General features: G+C 35.4%; 22 protein-coding genes and 2 riboswitches. Of the genes, 18 read left to right on the forward strand and 4 right to left on the reverse strand.

What is annotated here, in order from left to right:
- Positions 1–93: 93 nt before the first annotated feature.
- Positions 94–2,997 (forward strand): YhgE/Pip domain-containing protein, encoded by a 2,904-nt coding sequence (locus ACX5JI_RS16560; RefSeq protein WP_459502128.1) that lies wholly within the window; start codon positions 94–96, stop codon positions 2,995–2,997.
- Between the two features lie 41 nt (positions 2,998–3,038).
- Here the strand turns inward: ACX5JI_RS16560 and ACX5JI_RS16565 are convergent, their stop codons facing one another.
- Positions 3,039–5,231 carry a DNA topoisomerase III gene (locus tag ACX5JI_RS16565; RefSeq protein ID WP_459502129.1) on the reverse strand — a complete coding sequence of 731 codons (2,193 nt, stop codon included), beginning with the start codon at positions 5,229–5,231 and terminating at the stop codon, positions 3,039–3,041.
- A gap of 419 nt (positions 5,232–5,650) precedes the next feature.
- Here ACX5JI_RS16565 and ACX5JI_RS16570 point away from each other — a divergent pair, with 419 nt between their 5' ends.
- The 7 genes from ACX5JI_RS16570 (at position 5,651) to ACX5JI_RS16600 (ending at position 11,880) form a co-directional block, all read left to right on the forward strand.
- The gene (locus ACX5JI_RS16570; RefSeq protein WP_459502130.1) at positions 5,651–6,604 is read left to right on the forward strand and encodes an ABC transporter permease; all 954 of its coding nucleotides are present in this window, start codon (positions 5,651–5,653) and stop codon (positions 6,602–6,604) included.
- Entirely contained in the window at positions 6,594–7,565 is a 972-nt protein-coding gene (locus ACX5JI_RS16575; protein ID WP_459502131.1) for an iron chelate uptake ABC transporter family permease subunit, read from the forward strand. Before ACX5JI_RS16570 ends, ACX5JI_RS16575 begins: the two co-directional genes overlap by 11 nt.
- Positions 7,559–8,317 (forward strand): iron ABC transporter ATP-binding protein, encoded by a 759-nt coding sequence (locus ACX5JI_RS16580; RefSeq protein ID WP_459502132.1) that lies wholly within the window; start codon positions 7,559–7,561, stop codon positions 8,315–8,317. Before ACX5JI_RS16575 ends, ACX5JI_RS16580 begins: the two co-directional genes overlap by 7 nt.
- 73 nt (positions 8,318–8,390) lie before the next feature.
- Positions 8,391–9,332 carry a siderophore ABC transporter substrate-binding protein gene (locus ACX5JI_RS16585; RefSeq protein WP_459502133.1) on the forward strand — a complete coding sequence of 314 codons (942 nt, stop codon included), beginning with the start codon at positions 8,391–8,393 and terminating at the stop codon, positions 9,330–9,332.
- 192 nt (positions 9,333–9,524) lie between these two features.
- Positions 9,525–9,634, forward strand: a riboswitch (TPP riboswitch).
- A gap of 69 nt (positions 9,635–9,703) precedes the next feature.
- Positions 9,704–10,513: a hydroxyethylthiazole kinase gene (thiM, locus tag ACX5JI_RS16590; protein WP_459502135.1), complete on the forward strand. Its 810-nt coding sequence runs from the start codon at positions 9,704–9,706 to the stop codon at positions 10,511–10,513.
- A gap of 15 nt (positions 10,514–10,528) precedes the next feature.
- On the forward strand, positions 10,529–11,182 hold the full coding sequence (gene thiE, locus ACX5JI_RS16595) for a thiamine phosphate synthase (protein ID WP_459502136.1): 654 nt from the start codon (positions 10,529–10,531) through the stop codon (positions 11,180–11,182).
- 347 nt (positions 11,183–11,529) lie between these two features.
- Positions 11,530–11,880, forward strand: a complete 351-nt coding sequence (locus tag ACX5JI_RS16600; protein ID WP_459502137.1) for a hypothetical protein — start codon at positions 11,530–11,532, stop codon at positions 11,878–11,880.
- 73 nt (positions 11,881–11,953) lie between these two features.
- Here the strand turns inward: ACX5JI_RS16600 and ACX5JI_RS16605 are convergent, their stop codons facing one another.
- On the reverse strand, positions 11,954–13,267 hold the full coding sequence (locus ACX5JI_RS16605) for an anaerobic C4-dicarboxylate transporter family protein (protein ID WP_459502138.1): 1,314 nt from the start codon (positions 13,265–13,267) through the stop codon (positions 11,954–11,956).
- Between the two features lie 244 nt (positions 13,268–13,511).
- A riboswitch (TPP riboswitch) is annotated at positions 13,512–13,613 on the forward strand.
- A 104-nt stretch (positions 13,614–13,717) separates the two neighbouring features.
- Between ACX5JI_RS16605 and ACX5JI_RS16610 the strand changes: the two genes are divergently transcribed.
- From ACX5JI_RS16610 to ACX5JI_RS16635, 6 genes are all read left to right on the forward strand, one after another.
- Complete coding sequence (locus ACX5JI_RS16610) at positions 13,718–14,038, forward strand: MTH1187 family thiamine-binding protein (protein ID WP_459502139.1); 321 nt, start codon at positions 13,718–13,720, stop codon at positions 14,036–14,038.
- Positions 14,010–14,786: an ABC transporter permease gene (locus ACX5JI_RS16615; protein WP_459502140.1), complete on the forward strand. Its 777-nt coding sequence runs from the start codon at positions 14,010–14,012 to the stop codon at positions 14,784–14,786. Before ACX5JI_RS16610 ends, ACX5JI_RS16615 begins: the two co-directional genes overlap by 29 nt.
- Positions 14,783–15,781 carry an ABC transporter substrate-binding protein gene (locus ACX5JI_RS16620; protein WP_459502141.1) on the forward strand — a complete coding sequence of 333 codons (999 nt, stop codon included), beginning with the start codon at positions 14,783–14,785 and terminating at the stop codon, positions 15,779–15,781. The genes ACX5JI_RS16615 and ACX5JI_RS16620 overlap by 4 nt, the downstream gene beginning before the upstream one ends.
- On the forward strand, positions 15,778–16,527 hold the full coding sequence (locus ACX5JI_RS16625) for an ABC transporter ATP-binding protein (protein ID WP_459502142.1): 750 nt from the start codon (positions 15,778–15,780) through the stop codon (positions 16,525–16,527). The genes ACX5JI_RS16620 and ACX5JI_RS16625 overlap by 4 nt, the downstream gene beginning before the upstream one ends.
- 66 nt (positions 16,528–16,593) lie before the next feature.
- The gene (locus ACX5JI_RS16630) at positions 16,594–17,358 is read left to right on the forward strand and encodes a hypothetical protein (protein WP_459502143.1); all 765 of its coding nucleotides are present in this window, start codon (positions 16,594–16,596) and stop codon (positions 17,356–17,358) included.
- Between the two features lie 322 nt (positions 17,359–17,680).
- Entirely contained in the window at positions 17,681–19,222 is a 1,542-nt protein-coding gene (locus tag ACX5JI_RS16635; protein WP_459502144.1) for an ABC-F family ATP-binding cassette domain-containing protein, read from the forward strand.
- A 252-nt stretch (positions 19,223–19,474) separates the two neighbouring features.
- Here the strand turns inward: ACX5JI_RS16635 and ACX5JI_RS16640 are convergent, their stop codons facing one another.
- Both ACX5JI_RS16640 and ACX5JI_RS16645 read right to left on the reverse strand, forming a co-directional pair.
- Positions 19,475–19,792, reverse strand: coding sequence for a hypothetical protein (locus ACX5JI_RS16640; RefSeq protein ID WP_459502145.1), 318 nt, complete (start codon positions 19,790–19,792; stop codon positions 19,475–19,477).
- A 366-nt stretch (positions 19,793–20,158) separates the two neighbouring features.
- Positions 20,159–22,183 carry a glycosyl hydrolase family 18 protein gene (locus tag ACX5JI_RS16645; RefSeq protein ID WP_459502146.1) on the reverse strand — a complete coding sequence of 675 codons (2,025 nt, stop codon included), beginning with the start codon at positions 22,181–22,183 and terminating at the stop codon, positions 20,159–20,161.
- A 377-nt stretch (positions 22,184–22,560) separates the two neighbouring features.
- Here ACX5JI_RS16645 and ACX5JI_RS16650 point away from each other — a divergent pair, with 377 nt between their 5' ends.
- The 4 genes from ACX5JI_RS16650 (at position 22,561) to ACX5JI_RS16665 (ending at position 23,812) form a co-directional block, all read left to right on the forward strand.
- Positions 22,561–22,932, forward strand: a complete 372-nt coding sequence (locus ACX5JI_RS16650) for a DnaJ family domain-containing protein (protein ID WP_459502147.1) — start codon at positions 22,561–22,563, stop codon at positions 22,930–22,932.
- Positions 22,933–22,942: 10 nt separating this feature from the next.
- On the forward strand, positions 22,943–23,257 hold the full coding sequence (locus ACX5JI_RS16655) for a thioredoxin family protein (protein WP_459502148.1): 315 nt from the start codon (positions 22,943–22,945) through the stop codon (positions 23,255–23,257).
- A gap of 13 nt (positions 23,258–23,270) precedes the next feature.
- Positions 23,271–23,519: a YxzE family protein gene (locus ACX5JI_RS16660; protein WP_459502149.1), complete on the forward strand. Its 249-nt coding sequence runs from the start codon at positions 23,271–23,273 to the stop codon at positions 23,517–23,519.
- A 149-nt stretch (positions 23,520–23,668) separates the two neighbouring features.
- Positions 23,669–23,812: a histidine kinase gene (locus ACX5JI_RS16665; RefSeq protein ID WP_459502150.1), complete on the forward strand. Its 144-nt coding sequence runs from the start codon at positions 23,669–23,671 to the stop codon at positions 23,810–23,812.
- Positions 23,813–23,885 lie beyond the last annotated feature (73 nt).

A 23,885-nucleotide genomic window follows, 5' to 3' on the forward strand; every position in this document is an offset into this window, starting at 1 on the left:
TCGTTTAATCCATGATGAGGAAAATGATATAATTGCAAAATGCATGCATCATTTTCTAAAGAAGGAAAACTATATAATTAGGTGATAGCTTATATGAAACAAATATGGCGTATTTATACGACTGATTTACGGAATGTAGCCAAACATTGGGCTGCGATTGTAATTGTGTTAGGACTTATGATTTTGCCATCATTATATGCGTGGTTTAATATCAAAGCATCTTGGGATCCTTACGGTAATACAAAGGATGTCCCGATAGCAGTGTCTAATGAAGATGCTGGGGCAAACTTACGAGGAAAAGATATTAACATTGGGGACGAAATTGTAGATTCACTTAAAGAGAATAAAAACCTTGGTTGGAAGTTTGTGGATGAAAAACAAGCGATTTATGGAGTAGAACATGGAGAGTACTATGCAAGTATTACGATTCCAAAAGATTTCTCAGAAAAGATTGCAACGGTAATTAGCGATAATCCACAAAAACCAGAGCTAGATTATTTTGTGAATGAGAAAGTAAATGCCATTGCACCAAAAATTACAGCAAAAGGTGCATCGGGAATAACAGAAGAAATAAGTAAAAACTTTGTTAAAACAGCGAACGGTGAGATTTTTAAAATTTTCAATGACCTTGGAATTGATTTAGAAACAAACTTACCGAGCATTGAAAAAATGAAAGATCTTGTATTTAAGTTAGAAGCGCAGTTCCCGGAAATGTATACACTTGTGAACACAGCGCTGGATGATGCGACGAGAGCAAAAGATATTGTGAAGGTCGCACAAGAAGATTTACCGGTTGTGGAAAGTATTATTAATGATAGTCAGGAAACATTGAAAAACTTAGATAAATTCTTTGCAAACAATGACCAAAGGTTAAAAGATGCTCCTGGAGCGATACGGAAAGACTTAACTGTGATGAAAGATGGCATGGATAAGGCAACAGCCTTTACTAATTTCTTAATGAATCCAGGAGTCGACCTGAATCTTCCTGACTTTTCTCAGTTGCCTAAACTTCCAGAGTTCCCGGCAATGCCACAACTTCCCGATCTTCCGAAGTTGAATACTGAGGGATATAAAAATATTGCGAGAAATATTAATCAAACAGTGAACACTGTTTTAAGCTCGGCACGTGCAGGAACTGCGTATGCACAAAGTGTGATGGATGGATTACAGAATGGAAAGTTTGATCCAGAGAGAGCGAAACAAGAACTCAATAAAGCTTCTGATAATCTGCAAGGTCATACTGATGGGGTTTCTTATCTTATTGAAGTTTTTGCTAGCCTTAAAGAATCAGCACCGCATGATTTTGGAAAAGAGTTCTTCCAAAAGAGAATAGACCATCTAACTAATTTAAAAAAGGGTATGGATAATACAAACAATGGTATTAAAGATCTTGTAAATATCATTGGTACAGGTCAAGAAGTAAAACAAGATGTGAGAGATGCAGTTAATCAAAAATTAAATGCAACAAATACTTTAATTGATCAAGCTGAGAAAGACTATAATGAAACGTTTGTAGCGGATTATCAAAAAGCAGTCAGCACTGCTGAACAAATTAAAGATGAAGCAGGTCAGTTTAAAGATCAAACAACTAATACAATAAACGAAACATATGAAAAAACAAAGGCTGAATATAATAAAGCAAGAGATAGTATTGAGAGTGCTAAATCTGACCTTCAAAAAGCAAAAGAAGATTTGCAAAATAAAGGTGTCAATGGACTAGACTCTACAAAAGTAGCTTTAAATAGCTTAAATGGCCAATTCCAAGCAGGTATTAGTATGATTGATGATATGATTCCTGTACTAGAGAGTGCGAATAAGGTTTTAGCTGATGTAAACAGTGATAAAAACCTTGATAATGGAATTGCAAAATTAAATAAAGCGAAAAGTGCATTACAAAAAGGTAGTGATGCTACAAATAAAGCAATCACACTCATTAACAATGGGCAACAACCTACAAAAGATGTAATCGAAAGTATTAATGAAGCATCGAAAAATGGTTCAGTACAATTGGCTGATTTCTTAGCAAAATACGATTCCGAAATCGTTCCAAGCTTTAACGAAGCAATTGCTCGTACAAAAGAGATGTCAAAAAATACATCTAAAATTTTAAACGACGCAGATAAAAAGCTGCCAGATGTGAAAAAACTGCTAGAAGATTCATCAAAAGGCTTAGTAGAAGGTACGAAGAAAGTTGAAGATATTAAAGCAGAAATGCCAGCTACTGAGAAGAAGATTAAAGAATTAGCAGATAAGATTCGTGAAATTGATTCAGAAGAGGATATAAAAGATATTATCCGTTTACTGAAAAATGATGTGGAACAGCAAAGTGATTATTTTGCGAATCCAGTAAATTTAAAAGAAAATAAATTATTCGCAATGCCAAACTACGGTTCAGCGATGTCACCATTCTATACAGTGCTTGCACTATGGGTAGGGGCATTGTTAATGGTTTCGTTATTAACAGTAGAAGTTCATGAACCAGGTGCAGAGTATAAGAGTCATGAAATTTACTTCGGACGATTCTTAACGTTCTTAACAATAGGTCTTGCGCAGGCATTTATTGTATCAATGGGAGATATATTCTTGCTTGGTACGTACGTAGTCGATAAATTCTGGTTTGTGTTATTTAGTTTATTTATTGGAGGAGTCTTTGTTTGTATCGTGTACTCACTCGTTTCTATTTTTGGAAACGTTGGGAAATCGATGGCGATCATTTTACTTGTACTGCAAGTAGCGGGATCTGGCGGGACATTCCCGATTCAAATGACACCAGCTTTCTTCCAAGCAATTTATCCGTTCTTACCATTCACATATGCAATTAGTGCAATTCGTGAAACAGTAGGTGGAATGCTTTGGGATATAGTAACAAGAGATTTACTTGTATTAAGTGTTTTCGTAGTCGTTATGATTGTTGCTGCATTACTACTGAAGACACCAATTAACAAATCAAGTGAAAAATTTGTTGAGAATGCAAAAGGAAGTAAAATCATTCATTAAAAATAAAAGGTTCCTACTGAAAACGGTAGGAACCTTTTTGTTTAATCAAATTTTAATTTCTTTAGTGCTTCTGCTAGTGCATTATTTAATGGCTCTTCTTCTTCTTTTTGTTGCTGCTTCATATATTTTTGAACGTATCGTTTATCTGCCTTATTTCCAGATTCTTTCTTGCGGCGTTCTTGGAATGTAGAAAGTTTTTCGCGATAGCCGCATTTACATGCGAAGATTTGACCGTCTCCTTCACCGCGAAGTTCTAATTTTTTCTTACATTGAGGACAGCGTGCATTTGTCGTTCGGGACACGTTTTTACGGTGACCACATTCGCGATCTTGGCATACAAGCATTTTCCCTTTTTTGCCGTTTACTTCTAACATCGGTTTACCACAGTCTGGACAAGTTTTTGTTGAAATGTTGTCATGTTTATACTTTTTATCGCTTGATTTAATTTCAGCGACAATTTCTTTTGTATAGTTTTTCATTTCTGAAATAAATACATCTTTTTTTAACTTGCCCTTTGCAATGGCTTCAAGTTTTTGCTCCCACTGGGCAGTTAATGTAGGCGATTTTAGTTCTTCCGGCACTAAATCAAGTAACTGGCGACCTTTTGATGTAATGTGAATGTCTTTACCGCGCTTTTCAATTAGGAATGAATTGAAAAGTTTGTCGATTATGTCAGCTCGTGTAGCTACAGTACCTAATCCACCAGTTGACTTTAACGTATCAGCAAGTTGTTTATTTTGCGTGCCCATATATTTCGTAGGATTTTCCATTGCTGAAAGTAACGTTGCTTCATTAAAGCGTGCAGGTGGTTTTGTTTGACCTGATGTTTGTGCAATTAGTTTTACATGTAATGTATCGCCTTTTTCGATGCGAGGTAAGATTTGTTCTTTTAAATCGTCTGCTGCATCGTCGTCTTCAAAGCGATGTTCATATACTTCTTTCCAGCCAGAGTTAAGGATTGTTTTTCCGCGTGCAATGAATGTTTCATCACCAATTTTTGCTCGTAACGTTAGTTGTTCGTATTCGAAGGCAGGGAATAGGACGGCTAAGAAGCGTTTTACAACTAAATCGTAAATTTTGCGTTCTTTATCTGTGAAAGCTGAGAAGTTTACATAGCTCTCTGTTGGAATGATTGCATGGTGATCACTTACTTTACTATCATCAACAAACGATTTAGCCGCTTTTATAGGTTTATTTAAAACTTTAGTAGCTAAAGGACGATATTCTCCTACTCCACACGCTTTTAGACGTTCTGGAAGTGTTCCAACGATATCAGATGAGATATAGCGTGAATCTGTACGAGGATATGTTAATACTTTATGCTGCTCATACAGTTTTTGCATAATATTTAATGTTTCTTTTGCAGAGTAACCAAAAATTTTATTTGCATCACGTTGTAGCTCTGTTAAATCATAAAGCCCAGGAGCAAATGATTTTTTTTGCTTTTTCTCAATCTCCACGACAGTAGCATTTTGTTTGCCAAGTTTTTTCACGATCGTATCGATTTTTTCTTTATCAAAATTACGACTATTTCCTTTCGCATCTTGCCATGTCAGTTTTAAATTTTCTGTTGTGTTGGCTTCAATGCCGTAATAAGTTTGTGCTTTGAAGTTTTTTATTTCATCCTCACGCCCTGCGATTATGCCTACAGTAGGAGTTTGCACACGGCCGCAATTTAGTTGGGCGTTGAATCTTGTAGTTAAGGCACGTGTTGCATTAAGACCGATATACCAGTCAGCTTCTGAACGTGCAACAGCTGAAGCGTATAAATTGTCATATGCTTTCCCTGGTTTCAAGTTTGCGAAGCCATCTTTTATTGCTTTATCAGTAACAGATGAAATCCATAGACGTTTAATAGGTTTATTCATTTTAACTTTATCAATAATCCAACGAGCGACTAGTTCTCCTTCACGCCCTGCATCTGTAGCTACAATGATTTCACTTACATCTTTTCTAATCAATTGGCTTTTAACGGCATGAAACTGTTTGCCAGTTTGTTTAATCACTGTCAATTTCAAACGCTCAGGTAGCATTGGTAGATCTTCTAGATTCCATTTTTTATATTTCACATCATAGCTTTCTGGGTCTGCTAATGTAACGAGATGCCCTAAAGCCCAAGTAACGATATATTTATTACCTTCAAGGTAACCATTTCCTTTTTTATTACACTGTAGTACACGTGCAATATCACGTGCAACAGAAGGTTTCTCAGCAATTACAACACTTTTTGCCATATTTAAAACATCCTTTCAAGTTTCCATAACTTAAATATAGCATACATCCTTTCTTGATTCAGTTATGCCGAAGATTCTAACCTTTTTTATGAACCTTATAGACGCGATAAGTTTCCTTATATGAATAAAAAAGCGATATAAATAAATGGTATCCGTTGACATCGTAAATGAATTTCATTATCATTAAAGATGATTGTCTGACTATGACTAAAATGTCAGATAGCAAATTAATTATTACATACTAGTAGAGTGTAATTTTAATTGATAATTAAAATCATTTTGTATCCCGCATGAACGGGTAGTAGGGAGTTTTACTTTATATCATTCTATGTATAGATGAGGGGGATAAAATGATAGGATTATAATCTGTTTGAAATCAAATGATGGCGACAGAACATAATCTGCACCATGAAGAAATTATGAAAAAAAGATATTTGTTTATCATGCTTATTATTTTATCAGTTGCGTCTATTTTTATCGGTGTAAAAGATGTGAAGCCGACAGATATTTTTCATTTAGATCAAGGACAAGCTCAAATTCTACTTATTAGCAGATTGCCACGCTTAATTAGTATTATTGTAGCCGGTGTAAGTTTAAGTATAAGTGGTTTAATTATGCAACAACTCAGCAGAAATAAATTTGTATCTCCAACAACTGCGGGGACGATGGATAGTGCGAAATTAGGCGTTTTAGTTTCATTATTGCTATTTACAACAGCGAGCCCTCTTGAAAAAATGCTTGTTGCATTTGTTTTTGCGTTAGCTGGTACATTTTTATTTATGCAAATTTTGAAGAGAATTAAGTTCAAGGATGCGATTTTTATTCCGCTTGTGGGAATTATGTTTGGGAACATTATTAGTTCTATAACGACATTCTTTGCTTATAAGTATGACTTAATTCAAAATATCTCTTCATGGTTACAAGGTGATTTTTCGATGGTGATGAAAGGGAGATATGAAATTTTATATTTAAGTATCCCACTTGTCATTATTGCATTTTTATATGCGAATCGCTTTACTGTTGCTGGAATGGGTGAAGATTTTGCGGCGAACTTAGGGATGAACTACAATCGAGTGTTAAATATCGGATTAATTATTGTTTCGCTAATCTCCGCATTAGTTGTGTTAACTGTCGGAATGATTCCGTTTTTAGGGCTTATTATTCCAAACATTGTTTCGATTTACCGCGGGGATAATTTGAAAAATAGTTTACCTCATACCGCTTTACTCGGAGCTGTTTTCGTACTTGCTTGTGATATAATCGGCCGCGTCGTAATTTATCCGTATGAAATTTCTATTGGTCTTACAGTAGGGGTAATCGGAAGCGGAATCTTCCTTTATTTATTGATGAGGAGAAACGCATATGCAGCATAGAAAACAAATAAGTCATAAAAAAATGTTGGTAGCGCTTGCATTTTTAGCGGTTGTAGCCATTGGGATATTTTTATTTATTAACTTAAATATGAATACGTTAGAGTATGCCTTGCCAAGAAGAGGTAAAAAAGTGTTGGCGATGGTCATAACGGGCGGAGCGATTGCGTTTTCGTCGATGATTTTCCAAACGATTAGTAATAACCGGATTTTAACACCAAGTGTCATCGGTTTAGATTCACTTTATATGTTTATTCAAACGTTTGTTGTGTTTGTGTTTGGATCGCAGCATATAGCGATGATGAATGCAAACGTGAACTTTCTTATATCTATAAGCTTAATGGTTGTGTTTTCACTCTTTCTTTATAAATTTCTCTTTAAGAGAGAGGGCAGCAATATTTATTTCTTATTGTTAATTGGATTAATATTTGGGACATTCTTTCAAAGTTTATCCTCTTTTATGCAAGTACTCATTGATCCGAATGAGTTTCAAATTGTCCAAGGGAAAATGTTTGCAAGTGTAAATAATGTAAAAACAGAGTTACTTGTAACGTCTATTATTGGGATTATATTGGTTATTGCATATGTTTATAAAGAACTGAAGTTATTAGATGTACTATCGCTAGGAAGAGAAGAGGCAATTAATTTAGGAGTCGATTACGACAAGGTTGTGAAGAAGTTTTTAATTGTAATTGCGATTTTAGTGTCCATTTCTACAGCGTTAGTTGGTCCCATTACATTTTTAGGACTACTCGTCGTAAACGTGGCACGCGAATGTTTACGTACATACAAGCACAAATATTTAATAGCAGGTTCTATCTTTATTAGTATTATTGCCCTAGTTGGGGGACAGTTAATTGTCGAAAGAGTATTTGAATTTAATACGACTTTAAGTGTCATTGTGAATTTTGTTGGTGGAGTATACTTCATCTATCTTCTATTAAAGGAGAGCAAGACATGGTAGAAGTAAGAAATGTATCAAAGCAATATGGAAATAAAAATGTTGTTGAAGATGTTTCTATTAAAATAGCAAAAGGGAAAATCACATCTTTTATTGGACCGAATGGAGCTGGGAAAAGTACAGTTCTTTCCATGATAAGTAGGTTATTAAAAAAAGATGCTGGTGAAATTTATATAGAGGATAAGGAAATTGGCGAATGGAATAGTAATGAACTTGCCAAAAAAATCTCTATTTTAAAGCAAACGAATCATATTAATTTAAGACTTACAATTCGGGAATTAGTTAGTTTTGGAAGGTTTCCATATTCACAAGGAAATCTGTCGAAAGAAGATTGGAATCATATTGAGGAAGCCATTCGCTATATGGAACTTGAAGATATCCAATATAAGTACTTAGACCAGCTTAGTGGTGGGCAAAGGCAAAGAGCTTATATCGCAATGGTCATTGCTCAAAATACAGAATATATTTTGCTAGATGAGCCACTTAACAATTTAGATATGAAACATTCCGTTCAAATTATGAAAGTGCTGAGACGCTTAGTTGAAGAACTTGGTAAAACAATTGTAATTGTCATTCATGACATTAACTTTGCTTCTTGTTACTCAGATCGGATCGTTGCTTTGAAAGATGGAAAAGTTATGAAAGAAGGAGCAACAGATGAGATTATAGATCCGGCCGTTTTGAAAGATATTTATGATATGGATATTCATATTGAAGAAATAGCAGGAAATAACATTTGTATTTACTTTTCATAGTGGAAGTTATTTTGATAGTACTAACTTACTATCGATTTAAAATAATTTTAAAAAATTTATAGAGGTGATTGAAGTGAAGAAATTAGCAATGTTACTATTAACATTCATGCTTGCTATTGTTGCTGTAGCATGTAGTAATAACGCTTCTTCTGAGAAGAAAACGGAAGCAAGTGAAAGTAAAGAAATTACCATTAAGCACAAATTAGGAGAAACGAAAGTTAAAACAAATCCGAAAAAAGTTGTCGTATTTGACTTCGGTTCTTTAGATACGTTAGATAAATTAGGTGTTGACGTAGCTGGTGTACCACAAAAGAATATTCCAGAATATCTTTCTAAATATAAAGATAAAAAGTATACAAACGTTGGTGGTTTAAAAGAGCCAGATTTTGAAAAAATTAATGAAATCGCACCGGATTTAATTATCATTTCTGGTAGACAATCTGATTCATACAAAGAATTTGAAAAAATTGCCCCAACAATTTATGTAGAACAAGATACAAAAGAGTATATGAAATCATTTAAAGACAACACAGAAATGTTAGCGAAAATCTTTGGTAAAGAAGATAAAGCGAAAAAAGAAATTGCAGCAGTTGAAAAAGACGTAAAAGCATTGAATGAAAAAGCTACAAAGAGTGATAAAAAAGGTTTAATTATCTTAGCAAATGATGGTCAAGTAAGTGCATATGGTCCAAATTCTCGTTTTGGTATTATTCATGACGTATTTGGTGTAGCTCCTGTTGATACAGGACTGAAAGCAGATACACATGGTAATAAAATTTCATTTGAATATATCTTAGAGAAAAACCCAGATTACTTATTTGTAATCGATCGGGGTGCTGTTGTTGGCGGGAAATCTTCTGCGAAACAAGTTGTAGAAAATGAAATTGTTAGCAAAACAAACGCTGCGAAAAATGGTAATGTAATCTATCTAGATGCAAACTACTGGTACCTATCTGGCGGCGGACTTGAGTCTGTTTCAGAGATGGTAAAAGAAGTATCTAAAGGCTTAAAATAATGTACAAAAGAGTGAGAGGAATTTTAATTTCCTCTCACTCTTTTTTAAAATCGTGGTTATAAAAAAAGAAGTCCTCAGCTTATTTCCTCCTTCTGTTTTCACATGGAATGGTGCTAAAAAAGAGAGGTTTTAATATCAGATGTTTAACTTGTTATTTTAAGAGAATAAGAGTAGACTCTGAAGTAGATGAATAAGAAAACACATGGGAGTTTGTGGATGCAGACTGAGAGTACGGCTAAACCGCCGTTGACCATTAGAACCTGTTGGATAATGCCAGCGTAGGGAGAGTGTACAAGCACATGTTCAGACACTTTGCATACGCAAAGTGTCTTTTTGTGTATCTCCCATTACTAAGTTAGGAGATGAGAAGAATGAATATACAAGAAATCATAAAAGTAGTCGAAGTAGTGAGAGAGTCTAATCCACTTGTGCATAATATTACAAATGTTGTTGTGACAAATTTTACAGCTAATGGTTTGCTTGCGTTAGGGGCGTCGCCAGTTATGGCGTATGCAAAAGAAGAAGTAGCGGAAATGGCTCGTATTGCAGGAGCACTCGTTTTAAATATGGGTACACTTCGTCCTGAAGACGTAGAAGCGATGCTTCTTGCTGGGAAATCAGCAAACATGCACGATGTACCAGTATTATTTGATCCAGTTGGTGCAGGAGCAACCTCTTACCGAACAGAGGTTGCAACATATATACCGAGTGAAGTGAAGTTAGCGATGATTCGCGGAAATGCAGCAGAAATTGCGAATGTAATTAATGAAAAATGGGAAATTAAAGGTGTCGATGCCGGAAATGGAAACGGTGATGTTGTAGGAATTGCGAAACAAGCAGCAGATGAACTAGATACAGTTGCAGTGATTACTGGAAAAGAAGACGTTGTAACAGATGGTGAGCGAACAATAATTGTTCGTAACGGTCATCCCATTTTAACGAAAGTAACAGGGACCGGTTGTCTATTAACTTCTGTAATGGGAGCATTTGCGGCAGTGGAAAAGGATTATGTAAAAGCGGCAGTTGCTGCATTAACCTTTTATGGTGTGGCGGCAGAAATCGCTGCAAGTAAAACGGTAGAGAAAGGACCAGGAAGTTTCCAAATTGAGTTTTTGAATCAATTAGCAAACGTTACTGCTATTGAGGTTGAACGATATGGAAATATTCAAGAGGTGCAGTAAGAAGGGATGAGGGAAATGGCACGTATTGAAGCAGAGAAAATGTCCAAATTATTGCAAGTCTATTTTATTATGGGTAGTAACAACTGCCAAAAGAATCCGTTACAAGTAATGAAAGAAGCGCTCGATGGTGGAGTGACCCTTTTTCAATTTCGTGAAAAGGGTAAGGGAGCTTTAATTGGAAAAGAACGGGTCCACTTTGCAAAAGAGTTACAAGCACTTTGTAAAGAACATGGTGTTCCATTTATCGTAAATGATGATGTAGACTTAGCAATTGAATTAGATGCAGACGGTGTTCATGTCGGACAAGATGATGAAGGAATTACATCAGTCCGTAAAAAAATGGGTGATAAAATTGTTGGGGTATCTGCTCATACGATAGAGGAAGCGCACTTTGCCATTGCAAATGGAGCGGATTATTTAGGAGTAGGACCTATCTTTCCAACGAGCACGAAGAAAGATACGAAAGCCGTACAGGGAACAAAAGGGTTACGTCATTTTAGAGAAGAAGGGCTTACAATTCCGATTGTTGGAATTGGAGGGATTACGGCTGAAAATGCTGCTTCTGTTATAGAGGCTGGGGCAGATGGCGTTTCGGTTATTTCTGCAATTAGCCTAGCAGATTCACATTATGAAAGTACAAAGAAACTTATGGAACAAGTAAATAAATAAGAAAGAGACAGCAGCTTAAAAAGAAATAAGCTGCTTTTTCTTATAAAAGATTTATATAACGCATATAGGGAAGTGAAAATTTGAACACCAAAAAAGATATAAGGCTATATAAAGGGATTTATTATAGTGTTTTTTTTCCGTTCGTTTTTGGGTGTGCATGTTTAGTTACATGGCCGGATAGTATATTATATGTTATTTCCGGTTTGCTTTTAAACTTTTTGTTAGCTGTACTTTCTTATATATTTAAGTGCGAGAAGTATTTAGGTTGGCGAATTTATTTTGGTATTATTCAGTTTGATTTATCTTGCATATTTACTTTGATGGCAACGTGGTATAAATGGGGAAGTATGTGGGAAATTGGTGTTGGAATGGTAGGGTGTTTTCTGATATGTAAAATAATAGGTTATAAATTCCGGGAAACTATTTTAAAAGAAGCAATAAATCCTAAAACAGCAGTTGGAAAAATTATTTATGGATTAGGTTTTTTAGGGGGGGGAACTGCGGGGTTTGTAGGACATTTTTTAAATACAGAGCTGCAGGGAAGATATGGAGAACATGTAGGCGGTGGAATTGTATTAGGAATATTATCGGTGGGACTTTTATTACTCTCAATGTTTTTTCAAGCTACACATTATAAAATTGATCATCCGAATTTTGATGATTTTGGAAAGGGAAATCAAAAATTGAATGGGTTTTAATTTAGGGAGGGAGAAATTTGATTAAATAAACAAGCACAAACTTTATTCAGAAAAAGTTTGTGCTTTTTGTTCGTTAAAACATAATTGAAATTAAGAGCATGCCAATCCCAATGGCAGAAATTGTTGCGACTAGGCCAGGGATCATAAAGCTATGATTTAATACATATTTACCAATACGTGTCGTTCCTGTACGGTCAAAGTTGATCGCAGCCACAATTGTTCCGTAGTTTGGAATGAAGAAATAACCGTTTACGGCAGGGAACATGGCAATAAGAAGTGCTGGCGAGATGCCAAGTGATAATCCAAGTGGCATTAAAGCACGTACTGTTGCAGCTTGGCTATATAGTAAAATGGATAGAATAAATAGCGCAATAGCGAATAACCACGGTGCACTTGTTACTAAATGTTGGATTGATCCTTGAATCATATTCAAGTTTCCATTAAAGAATGTGTCTCCCATCCAAGCGATACCGAAAATAGCCACAACAGCTGTAGCACCAGCTTTAAAGACGTTTCCAGATACTATACTTTCTACATTTGGCTTACAGAAAATAATAATAAGAGCAGCGATCGTTAGCATGACCATTTCAATTGTATTCGGCATTGAAAGACGAACTAATTTTCCATCGACGATCCATCCTGGACGAAGTGCTTCAAATGAACCAAGAAGAACAACAAAAAGAGTTGCGAATAAGAAGAGAATAACGGATAATTTAGCGCCCTTTGCACCAACAAACTCTTTCTTTTCTTCCAATTTTGGAATCATGCCTTCTTTTAAACGTTGTAAGTATTCGGGGTCTTCATTTAGCTCTTTACCCATTTTGCTTGCAACGAAAGCAGCTAGCATACAAGCGATAAATGTAGAAGGAATACTTACTTTTAGAATATCTAATAATGTAATTTTATAATCAGCTACCATTGCTAACAGTGCGACAGTTGCGGCCGAGATTGGACTTGCCGTAATGGCTTGTTGCGAAGCGATTACAGCGATTGACATTGGACGTTCTGGTCGAATTCCTGATTCACGCGAGACTTCTGCGATAACGGGAAGTACTGAATAGGCAACATGTCCAGTTCCAGCACACAATGTAAATATATATGTCACAATAGGAGCGAAAAATGTAATCCGTTTCGGGTTTTTACGAAGTGCGTTCTCTGCAAGATGAACAAGATAGTCCATTCCTCCTGCAGCTTGCAAAGCACCGGCAGCCGTAATAACTGCTAAAATCATTAGCATAACGTCGATAGGAGGGGCGGTAGGTTGTAGGTGGAAGACAAATACGAGGATTGCCATACCAACACCACCCATAACTCCTAGACCTACTCCGCCAAGGCGTGCACCGATAAAAATGCAGAGTAGTAAGGTAAGAAATTGTAGCCAAAACATAATAAACTACCTCCAAAATTCATATGGTAAGATAATTTTGAATAATTTAATTTCTGGGATGATTATTAAATTAAACAAATAAAAACTGTATATATAAGCCTTTTTTATTATATAACACGTAAAAAGTTACATTCACTATATTTTGTGAAATTATTTCAAGAAAATTAAATGTAAAGTGATGGGATAAATATGATAAAAAGACTACGGATTTGTTTGAAAAAATAAAACATGCTACAATGAAAACGAATTAAGACCGGGGAGCCAAGTGGCTGAGAGGATGTAAGTAAGCATCGACCCTCAACCTGATCTGGATAATGCCAGCGTAGGGAGTTACTTAAAGTTATGTAAGCAGATGTTATCATATAATAATTTGCATGCAAGGCTTTCCTACGTATTTTGTAGGAAAGCCTTTTCTTTTTCAAAAACATATTTTGTAAGGGGGATTTTAATATGTCACAACAAGTTACAATTTCATTTTCAGTCGTACCACAAGCAAAAACGAAAGATGTATATACAGTTGTTGATAGAGCAATTGAAGTTGTACAACAATCGGGAGTTCGTTATGAAGTAGGAGCGATGGAAACAACACTAGAAGGAGAATTAGATGTGCTTTTAGATGTCATTAAGCGTGCGCAACAAGCTTGCGTCGATGCTGGAGCGGAAGAGGTTATTACTTCTATTAAAATTCACTATCGCCCAAGTACAGGTGTAACGATTGATGAGAAAGTTTGGAAGTACCGTGATGAATATGAAAAACCAGAAACGATCTAGCATAACAATTACAACAATTTGGCTGATCCTTCTCATTGTCATATGGGAAGGAGCGGTTTCATTATTTCAAGTTGAACAGTGGATTTTGCCGAAACCTTCTGCAATTGTACAGGAACTAATTGGAATGAAGGATTTATTATTACCAAATACGATACAAACATTGCAAGAGGTTGTCATTGGCTTATTTTTTGCGATTGTACTTGGAACGAGTATTGCAATTATTATGGATGTTATTCCGTTATTCCGCATTTTAATTAATCCATTACTCGTTATTTCACAAACCATTCCGATTGTCGTGTTAGCCCCTTTATTTATTATTTGGTTTGGATATGGGATGCTTCCGAAAGTGATGGTTGTTATTCTTGTTTGTTTCTTTCCGATTGCACTTAGTATTTTAGAAGGTTTTCAAACGGTAGATAAAAACATGCTCAAGTTATTACAAACAATGCGTGCAACGAAATGGCAAATCTATCAAAAGGTGAAATTCCCCGCTATTCTTCCATACTTTTTCTCTGGATTGAAAATTGCTGTTACATATAGCGTGATGGGAGCGATTATTGGGGAATGGCTTGGAGCGAGTGAAGGTTTAGGTGTCATGCTTACACGTGCAACGAAATCCTTTTTAACAGCTCGTGTATTTGGTATTGCAGCAATTATTGTTATGGTGACCTTGTTCTTGTATTTTATCGTAGAATGTATGGCAAGACTAACAGCACCTTGGATATACAGAAAGGACGACAGAAAATGAAAAAAGGTCTAAAAGTAATGCTAGCTGCAATACTAGCAGCTGGTGTTGTTGGTTGTAATGCAGCGAAGAAAGAAGAGAGTACAGATAAAGGGAAAAAAGTAAAAGTTGTTTTAGACTGGTTCCCAAATACAAACCATACTGGTTTATATGTAGCAAAAACGAAAGACTACTATAAAAAACAAGGTTTAGACGTAGAAATTATTCAGCCAGGTGATAATGTTACAGCGGAGCAAATGATTGCTTCAGGAAAAGCAGATTTTGGCATAAGTGCTCAAGAAAACGTAACATCAGCTCGTGTTGAAGGAATTCCAGTTGTTTCAGTTGGAGCAATTATTCAACATAATACATCAGCATTTGCATCACTAAAAAAAGATAATATTACTTCTCCGAAAGATTTTGAAGGGAAGCGTTATGGAGGCTGGGGAACACCAGCAGAAGAAGCGACGTTAAAAACAATTATGGATAAGCATCAAGCAGATTTTAGTAAAGTAGAAAAAATTGTTCTTGGACAAACAGACTTCTTTAAATCAATTGGCCGTGATGCAGATTTTGAATGGATTTATTATGGTTGGGATGGCATTGAAGCAAAACGCCAAGGAAAAGAATTAAATACAATTATGGTAAAAGATTTAGATCCGGCATTAGATTTTTATAGTCCAGTCATTATTACGAGTGAAAAACATACGAAAAATGATAAAGATTTTGTGAAAAAATTTATGAGTGCAACAGCAGAAGGGTATAATTTCGCAATTAAAGAGCCGAAAGAAGCGGCTAATATTTTAATTGAAAATGTACCTGATATTAATAAAGAGTTAGTACGAGAGAGTCAAGAGTGGTTAAGTACGAAGTATCAAGATGATGCGAAAGCGTGGGGGGTACAGAAGGAAGAAGTTTGGACGAATTACATGAATTTCTTACATGATAATAAGGTGATTAAAAAGAAAATTGATGTAAAAGATGCTTTTACAAATGAATTCCTTCCAAGTGAAAAATGAATGGATTACAAATAAAAGATGTTGTGAAAGCATTTGATGGAAAAAATGTATTAGAACAGATTAATGCCTCTATACAAGAAGGAGAATTTGTCTCTTTCGTAGGTCCAAGTGGTTGCGGAAAAAGCACATTATTAAATTTGATTGCGAGCGTTGAAGAGACGACTAGTGGTGAGGTAATCTATAACGATACTCTTGTTCAAAAACAGGATATTGTAAGTTATATGCCGCAGCAAGATTTGTTACTGCCGTGGCGCTCAGCATTGCAAAATATTGTGTTGCCGTTAGAAATTGAAGGGAAGCCAAAGAAAGAGCGACTTACAGAAGGAATGGGAGCCTTAGAGCAGTTTGGTCTAGCTGAATATGCAAATCATTATCCAGACGCACTATCAGGTGGTATGCGCCAGCGTATTAGTTTCCTTCGTACCTACTTATGTGAAAAGCCGATTATGTTACTGGATGAACCGTTTGGTAAGCTAGATGCCTTTACAAAAATGGAAGTGCATCGCTGGCTTTTACATTCTTGGCATCAAGAAAAACAAACAATTGTAATGGTAACGCATGACTTAGATGAAGCGATTTTATTATCTGATCGTGTTTTCATTCTATCACAAAGGCCAGCTACGATTATTGGGGAAGTACATGTGAATTTACCACGTCCTCGAACGATGGACATGTTAACGTCCCTTGAGTTAAAAGAAGACAAAGCGGAGATTTTAAGTATATTAGCTCCTTACATGCAGAAGTAATGAAAGTCTCTTAACAGTTTTTGTTATAATTACTGTTAAGAGGCTTTTTTTTGTGGAGGAGATATGATGAGTAAAACGATTCAACAAATGATAGATGAATTAAATGCAAGTAATGTAGAAGAGATAAAGCCAAAATTAAAGAATAAGATTAGCATGATGCAGCTTGGTTTAGTGGCAGATTCTGATGTAACAGCAGAAGAGGTAGAAAAATTAGTTGACTTAATGAAATTACGTAACGAATTTTTAGAAGAAATATCAGAACTTACGGGAAATTTTTTAGTAGAGAGATTTCAACAGGTATTTGATGAATTTACAGATTCTATAATTCAAAGAGGATACGTAGAGCATGCGATATCTTTCGTAACAGACTTATTAAAATGTATAGATGCAAGAGCGGAGTTAGCCAAATTTGTGCTGCTTCGTAAAAAATATGATGAATTTGATGAGAAAGATACGTTTTATGGATTGAAGAATACTTTTTATCGAATTATGAATAAGCAAGCAAGAGGACAACTTCACCGAGAAATGTTCCTTGTAACAGGATGTATACATACGATTCTGTTTGATTTGGAAGAACAATCACAAGAACATGGCAGAGGAGTCATCGGTTGTTTAACAGATTATAAAACAGGTGAACAGAAATCGATAAAACAATTCCAAGAAGAAGAACATATTCCAGAAGTAAGGAAGATAATTAGTAAGGAGTATGGAATGGAATTACAGAGAAGAATTCATATGTGGAAATCACTAACTTTAGATTTTACAAGTCCTTATGTAATGGAGAAAATGTACGAAGAAATTTTTAATGAAAAAGAGGAACAAAAAGATTGATAGCGAATAAAATATAAGAGCATGGTACATGCTTATTATAAGACAATAATGATTTATAAAGGGGTGAAAGGATAAGATGACTTTATCAACTGTTCTTCAAATGGTTTTAGCTTGATATGGGAGAAGTCTGCCCATTTTTAAAGTTTAAGCCAAATTGAAGACAGCAGGTAAAGAGCCTTAATCCTTTTTTACAATAATAATTTGTAATGGGTAAGGTGTGTTCACCTTACCCATTTTTCGTATATACACAAGTAAATAAGATCTTTATTTTGCTGTTCTCTCTATTTGGCTTGTTAGTTATAAAGAAAAGGAGAGAACGATGATGAGTATATTAACAGTAGAAAATCTTACGCATACGTATGGAGATAAAACAATTTTGTATAACGCTTGTTTTCGATTATTACAAGGTGAACATGTTGGGCTTGTTGGGAGTAATGGTGCAGGGAAATCCACGTTACTTCGCCTTTTAGCAGGAGAGATTTTATCTGATAAGGGAACAATTGACTGGTTTCCACATGTGAAAGTCGGTTTTTTACAGCAGCATATTGATTTACAAGAAGGAATCACAATTGAGGAATACTTGCAAAGTGCATTTTCTCATCTGTATATGATTGAAAGTGAAATGATGGTTATTGCTGAAAAGATGGCAAAGGAAACGGATTTAGAGCAGTTATTAGTGCAATATGGAAAATTACAAAGTGTACTAGAAGGTTCAGACTTTTATCAAGTTCATACAAAAATAGAAGAAGTAGCAGCTGGTTTAGGTTTATTAGATTTAGGGATGAAAAAAGATGTTTCAAAATTAAGTGGTGGTCAGCGTACAAAGTTATTACTTGGTAAACTTCTTTTAGAGAAGCCACACGTCTTATTGCTGGATGAGCCAACAAATTATTTAGATACAGTTCATATAGATTGGCTAAGAGCATATTTACAAGTGTATGAGCATGCTTATATTGTCGTTTCGCATGATGAATCATTTTTAAACAACATTACAAATGTTATTTATCATTTAGAGGGGCAAACAATAAGACGCTATCCGGGTAATTACGAAAGGTTTTTAGAAAGTTATCAACTTCAGAAACAACAATTACAATCCGCCTATGCAAGACAACAAAAAGAAATTGTAAATTTAGAAAGTTTTATTCAAAAGAATAAAGTTCGAAAAGCAAAGCAGGCGAAAAGCCGTGAAAAGGTATTGGAGAAAATGAAAAAGGTAGAAAAAATTAACGAGGTATCAAAACCACGATTTCATTTCCACGCTCATGTTGAACCAGTGAGTCGTATATTACAAGCGGAGAAAATACAATTTGGCTATACAAAAGCATTATTTCCAGCGCTTAACTTACAAGTGAAAAGAGGTGAGAAAATTGCCATTGTTGGTCACAATGGCATAGGGAAAACAACGATGTTAAAAACGTTACTAGGTCAACTAGAACCAATAAGCGGAGCGGTTCGTATTGGAGAGAGAGTACAGCCAGCGTATTTTGCGCAAGAAGAATTTGCAGCTGAAATTACACCTCTCGAGCAAGTATGGTCAACGCGGCCAGACATGACCCAAAAAGAAATTAGGCAAGCTTTAGCAAAATGTGGTTTACAGGCAGACCATATTAGGCAGTTGCTATGTTCTTTAAGTGGTGGAGAGCAAACAAAAGTACGTTTATGTGAATTGATGCTAGCAAGAAGTAACTTTTTAATTTTAGATGAGCCAACGAATCACTTAGATGTATATGCAAAAGAGGCGCTAGGAGAGGCTTTGCAAAATTATCAAGGAACAATTTTACTTGTTTCTCATGAGCCTTCTTTTTATGAGTCTTGGGTGACACGAATTTGGGATATGGAACAAATGAATGTTACGAAAAGATAAGAGAGAAATTTAGTAGGAGTTATATCAATAAGTATTGAAATAAAACCATTCTTTTGAGATGGAAGAGAGTATCGCTCATAGATAGAAGTGGTCAGTGCCTTGATTAGCCCCATTCCATATGAAAACAGAAGGAGGGAATGAGCGTGGAACTTTTTTTGTTTTCATAACCGCGACTGAGATATCTGAACATTAAAATGGATATAAGTATGGAGACAATGAAAGCAGCTATCTTTTGTAGCTGCTTCATTGTTTTCACTGATTTATTTGTAAACGTTCTTGAATGAACAACAGTAACTTAACAAGGCTGTCTTCTGTATAAATATCAAACTTTTGGCGATGAAATTCACCATGCTCGTGATAGAAAACCAATTCACCTTTGCCAGTAAATTCGTTTATCGACATATGAAAACTAAGAGGTGTTGCTACAATTGATCCATTATCATCTCTTAAAAGAATTTGGCATAGCGTTTTTTGCTGTTCAACTTCATATAAAAAATCATAATGGAAAGATTGCGCTAGTTTTTCTATTTGAGATAATAGAAGAGTTTGTATAGATGGATGTTCCTGCATAAAATGTAACCTCTTTTCTTGTATGTACTATTATTTAGTATAGTAATGAAGAGTATGCATTGTACATAGCATTACTTATTATTTTTTAGGGAGTATTTATCCCGCTATTTGCGGGATAAATACTCCCACCTCAAAGTTCAGCAAATGCAAGGCAGTTAGGCGGGAGTCGGGCTGCCCGTAAAAGCCCGATTCATTCAACTAATAATCAGTGGGGATGAAGCCCCCCACTGATTAAAGTTTCACTTTATCTTATGAATCAAAATGGATGTATAAAAAGGCTCGATTATTCTTATGTGCGGATTCCACTCAAAATGTAAGGAAATAAAACAAGCGGTATCTCAGTAGAGAAGAGATACCGCTTGTTGCTTAATTTCCAGATACTACAGCGTTTACAATTTCTGCAGGATTGCCTGTGCCAGCTCCACCAATTGTTACTGTTCCCCCAGCAGGAATATCACCATTCCAGCCTACATTTGTAATGACATAATGGTTATTTGTATTACTTACAAGTTTAGAGTCCCAAACTTGATTTAGGTTTCCGTTATAGTCAAATTCTATAGTCCAGTTTTTAATAGGAGTTGTTCCTGTATTTTTAATTGTAATAGAGAAATTGTATCCATTTCCCCAGTTCGAAGTAACTGTAAAGTCCACATTACCATTTCCACCTGGTGAAGTTGTAGAGCCATCGTCAGTTTTGACAGTGATGGTAGACGGTAGCGATTGATTATCAGCTGCGTCTTTTGCAACAATTGAAAAAGTATATTCTGTATTTGGCTTTAAATTTTTAATGGTAATGTTATTCGTAGTTGTTGTCCATTTCTCAGTTCCAGAAGTTATTTCATATTCTTGGACACCAACATTATCAGTAGATGCAGACCATGATAATTGGACTAGATTTGAATTTTTATTTGTAACGGTAATGTCTTTTACATTTGTTGGTGCTTCATTATCTTTTTGATTAATAGGACCACCTAGTAATTCGTTAACTAACGTATCAATTAGTTTCGGTCCACTACAACTATATTTTGAGCTTGTACGGCAATCACCGCTTAATTCCCAAAACATTGCTCCACCTAAATTTTTTGCTTTTATATAATCTGTTTTATGTTTCATAGATTGAGTATCATCATAGCTTATAAATGTTCCAGTTGTTTCGTTGTATAGATATGGTACTTTTGCAGCGTCATTCCAGTAACGAACAAAACCATTTTTGTTTACATAGTTAGCTGCCAAATCACCATAATCATGTATGCCCGTATCTCCGGTAGAATAATCATCCCAAGTTCCTTTAGAGGCTAATTTTCCGTCACTTCCTGGTTTACAAGGTTGATATTGTCCATTGTTATCTTTCCCACAACTTTTCCACCCGCGTCCATAGAAAGGGACACCTAATACAATTTTATCTGCTGGTACGCCTTCGTTTTTATAAACTTCAATAGCGCCATCTACATAAAACTTTGTACCAACTGCAGGGTCTTTTGGATCTCCATAAAGAGCAGCGTTATGATTAGACGTTGCTTCAAAAGCGCCGTGGAAATCGTATGTCATGATGTTAATCCAGTCGACAATTTGAGAAATTTTCTTTAATTCTGTGTTATCAGCATAGCGTTGACTTGCACCTGAAGCGATTGTTAATAAATATTGTTTCCCATCTTCAGTACTAGCTTTATTTAAAGCATCTTTTACATCTTGAAGAAGGAGAGTAAAGTTTTGCTTATCTTCAGGACGATAGCTTCCTCCTGGAATAGTTTCCACTCCTGGGTATTCCCAATCTAAATCGACACCGTCAAATCCATATTCACGGAGAAAGGCAACTGTCGATTCAGCAAACACTCTTCGGGTTTTTTCATCAGCAGCGACATCAGAAAAGCGATTAGACCAAGTCCAGCCTCCAACAGATATAATTGTTTTTAAATGAGGATACTTTGCTTTAAGGCGTTTTAATTCACCAAAATTTCCGCAGCGAGCATACTTGTCACAATCTTCCCATGTTGTACCTGAGCCTGGGAAGGATTTATTAACATCAGCCCAAGGTTCGCCTAATACAAGAGTTCCGTTAGGTACGTCTTTATTTTGCAGCGGTACGCTAGATTCTTTACAAGACCAAGTTTGTTTATTTGGGTTATCAGGATGAGTAGATGGATTTCCATGTTTCCCATTCCAACAAATATCAGCAAATGCATAGTTTAAATGTGTAAGTTTTGAAGCGTCAATGTCAGCAACTTGATAGTTTCGGCCATAGATACCCCATGAAGGAAAATAGCCAACAATTTTTTGATTTGTTTTGGAGGAATCTGCTGATACAAAGCTAGGCGTAATAAAGTTTACTAAAAAAGTAGGTAGGAAGAGTAGTAGTGATAGAAATAACAGTGTGAATTTTTTTGACCTCATAATAATTTCCCCTTTCTAAATTGTAATTTGTTATTTAAAGGCGGGTGCCAATAAACCAAAATGAGTCTAGACGTAAAAAACGTCTAGAGTGATAGAAACGAACAGACATCACGAAGTCTATACAAGAGGGAGAATGGTTACATCGTAACAAATGTAAGATTTAGTGTAAACGCTTTATTTAGGAAGAACAGATTTTCTCAATTATCAATATTGGCATAGTGGGAACTATTTGCATATGGATTGTTCAAATTAATCCGAGAATTTTAATTTAGAGAATAAGTTGAGAAAAAATTGTGTGAAGTTATTGTTCCGTATTATAGCATGATTGTGAAAATTCATGTAAAATAATAGTAAAAATATGTAAGGGTGAGGACGGAATGGACGTTTTCTTAAATATTGCTGAAGAAAAAATTCGTCAAGCAATCAATAATGGTGATCTTGATGATCTTCCTGGTAAAGGGAAGCCACTGCAATTAGAAGACATATCAATGGTGCCACCAGACCTTAGAATGAGTTATAAGATTTTGAAAAATGCTGGAATGATTCCAGCAGAGATGGAACTGCAAAAGGATATATTGAAAATAGAAGATTTAATAACTTGTTGTTACGATGAAATAGAGAGAGCAAAATTAAAAGAGGAGTTAACAGCAAAAACTCTTCGATTTCAACAGCTAATGGAAAAGAGAAAAATAAAAGGAAATTCTGTATTTCGTATGTATCAAGATCAAATGTTTCGTAAATTCCGTTAGGAGGGATGGCGTGGGAAAGTTTCAAACGATAGAAGAGTTAGCCTCATATATTGAAGAACAAAGATTATTACTTTTATTCATAAAAACCGAAAACTGTGGTGTTTGTGATGTAATGTTACAGAAAGTAAATCGCCTATTAGCAGGATATCAAGGTGTAGAAAACATTGTAATTTCACTACAGGATATGAGAGCAATTTCAGGGAAGTATTTAGTATTTACAGCTCCAACTGTTTTATTATTTCATGAAGGTAAGGAAATACTTCGGGAATCAAGATTCATTTCTTTAGAGAAAATAGAACGAGTATTACAATTATTAGAAGAATAAAGGGGGTTTTTATATGGGATTTGTCATAGCGGCATTATTATTTTTAGTTTTAATTGGAATGATTGTCAAATCAACTAGAGCAAATAAAAGAAAAGTAAATCTATATAAAACAAATAAAGGCGATAGTACGACAACAACAACTACTTCCACACCATTTTTCTTCACGGGGTCAGATAGCTCAAATGATTGTGGTAGTTCTTTTGGAGGAGATAGCGGTTTTTCTGGTGGAGATGGCGGCAGCTGTGGCGGCGGTGGAGATTAATGAAAAATACGCTCTTTATGGGCGTTTTTCTTTTTAAACAAACGTTTGATTAATTGACTTGAACCTATATAGAATCAGCTAAACAAACGTTTGTTTAAACGTATCATATTGAAAAATAAGGAATATATGATGTTATAAGGGGAAGAAACATGGAGAAGAAACCAAAAGTTAAAAATAAAGGGAAAGTAGCATTGTTTGTACTAGCTGCAGGAGGAGTTTTCGTTGCCAAATTTGCTTTTAAGATTGGAATGATCCACACACTTCGAATGTGGTTTGAAAATATGTTTTCTTAAATAAAGAGTATAGCCTCTTGTAAAAGGGGTTTTATATTTGTTAATATTAGACTGAACGGTCGGTTTATCCCGC

It is taken from the genome of Bacillus sp. C1, assembly GCF_054570475.1.

Coding starts and splice junctions, on each gene's coding strand:
- ACX5JI_RS16560 (WP_459502128.1), top strand. CDS start 94: ATGAAACAAATATGGCGTATTTATACGACTGATTTACGGAATGTAGCC.
- ACX5JI_RS16565 (WP_459502129.1), bottom strand. CDS start 5,231: ATGGCAAAAAGTGTTGTAATTGCTGAGAAACCTTCTGTTGCACGTGAT.
- ACX5JI_RS16570 (WP_459502130.1), top strand. CDS start 5,651: ATGAAAAAAAGATATTTGTTTATCATGCTTATTATTTTATCAGTTGCG.
- ACX5JI_RS16575 (WP_459502131.1), top strand. CDS start 6,594: ATGCAGCATAGAAAACAAATAAGTCATAAAAAAATGTTGGTAGCGCTT.
- ACX5JI_RS16580 (WP_459502132.1), top strand. CDS start 7,559: ATGGTAGAAGTAAGAAATGTATCAAAGCAATATGGAAATAAAAATGTT.
- thiM (WP_459502135.1), top strand. CDS start 9,704: ATGAATATACAAGAAATCATAAAAGTAGTCGAAGTAGTGAGAGAGTCT.
- thiE (WP_459502136.1), top strand. CDS start 10,529: ATGGCACGTATTGAAGCAGAGAAAATGTCCAAATTATTGCAAGTCTAT.
- ACX5JI_RS16600 (WP_459502137.1), top strand. CDS start 11,530: ATGTGGGAAATTGGTGTTGGAATGGTAGGGTGTTTTCTGATATGTAAA.
- ACX5JI_RS16605 (WP_459502138.1), bottom strand. CDS start 13,267: ATGTTTTGGCTACAATTTCTTACCTTACTACTCTGCATTTTTATCGGT.
- ACX5JI_RS16610 (WP_459502139.1), top strand. CDS start 13,718: ATGTCACAACAAGTTACAATTTCATTTTCAGTCGTACCACAAGCAAAA.
- ACX5JI_RS16615 (WP_459502140.1), top strand. CDS start 14,010: ATGAATATGAAAAACCAGAAACGATCTAGCATAACAATTACAACAATT.
- ACX5JI_RS16620 (WP_459502141.1), top strand. CDS start 14,783: ATGAAAAAAGGTCTAAAAGTAATGCTAGCTGCAATACTAGCAGCTGGT.
- ACX5JI_RS16625 (WP_459502142.1), top strand. CDS start 15,778: ATGAATGGATTACAAATAAAAGATGTTGTGAAAGCATTTGATGGAAAA.
- ACX5JI_RS16630 (WP_459502143.1), top strand. CDS start 16,594: ATGAGTAAAACGATTCAACAAATGATAGATGAATTAAATGCAAGTAAT.
- ACX5JI_RS16635 (WP_459502144.1), top strand. CDS start 17,681: ATGAGTATATTAACAGTAGAAAATCTTACGCATACGTATGGAGATAAA.
- ACX5JI_RS16640 (WP_459502145.1), bottom strand. CDS start 19,792: ATGCAGGAACATCCATCTATACAAACTCTTCTATTATCTCAAATAGAA.
- ACX5JI_RS16645 (WP_459502146.1), bottom strand. CDS start 22,183: ATGAGGTCAAAAAAATTCACACTGTTATTTCTATCACTACTACTCTTC.
- ACX5JI_RS16650 (WP_459502147.1), top strand. CDS start 22,561: ATGGACGTTTTCTTAAATATTGCTGAAGAAAAAATTCGTCAAGCAATC.
- ACX5JI_RS16660 (WP_459502149.1), top strand. CDS start 23,271: ATGGGATTTGTCATAGCGGCATTATTATTTTTAGTTTTAATTGGAATG.
- ACX5JI_RS16665 (WP_459502150.1), top strand. CDS start 23,669: ATGGAGAAGAAACCAAAAGTTAAAAATAAAGGGAAAGTAGCATTGTTT.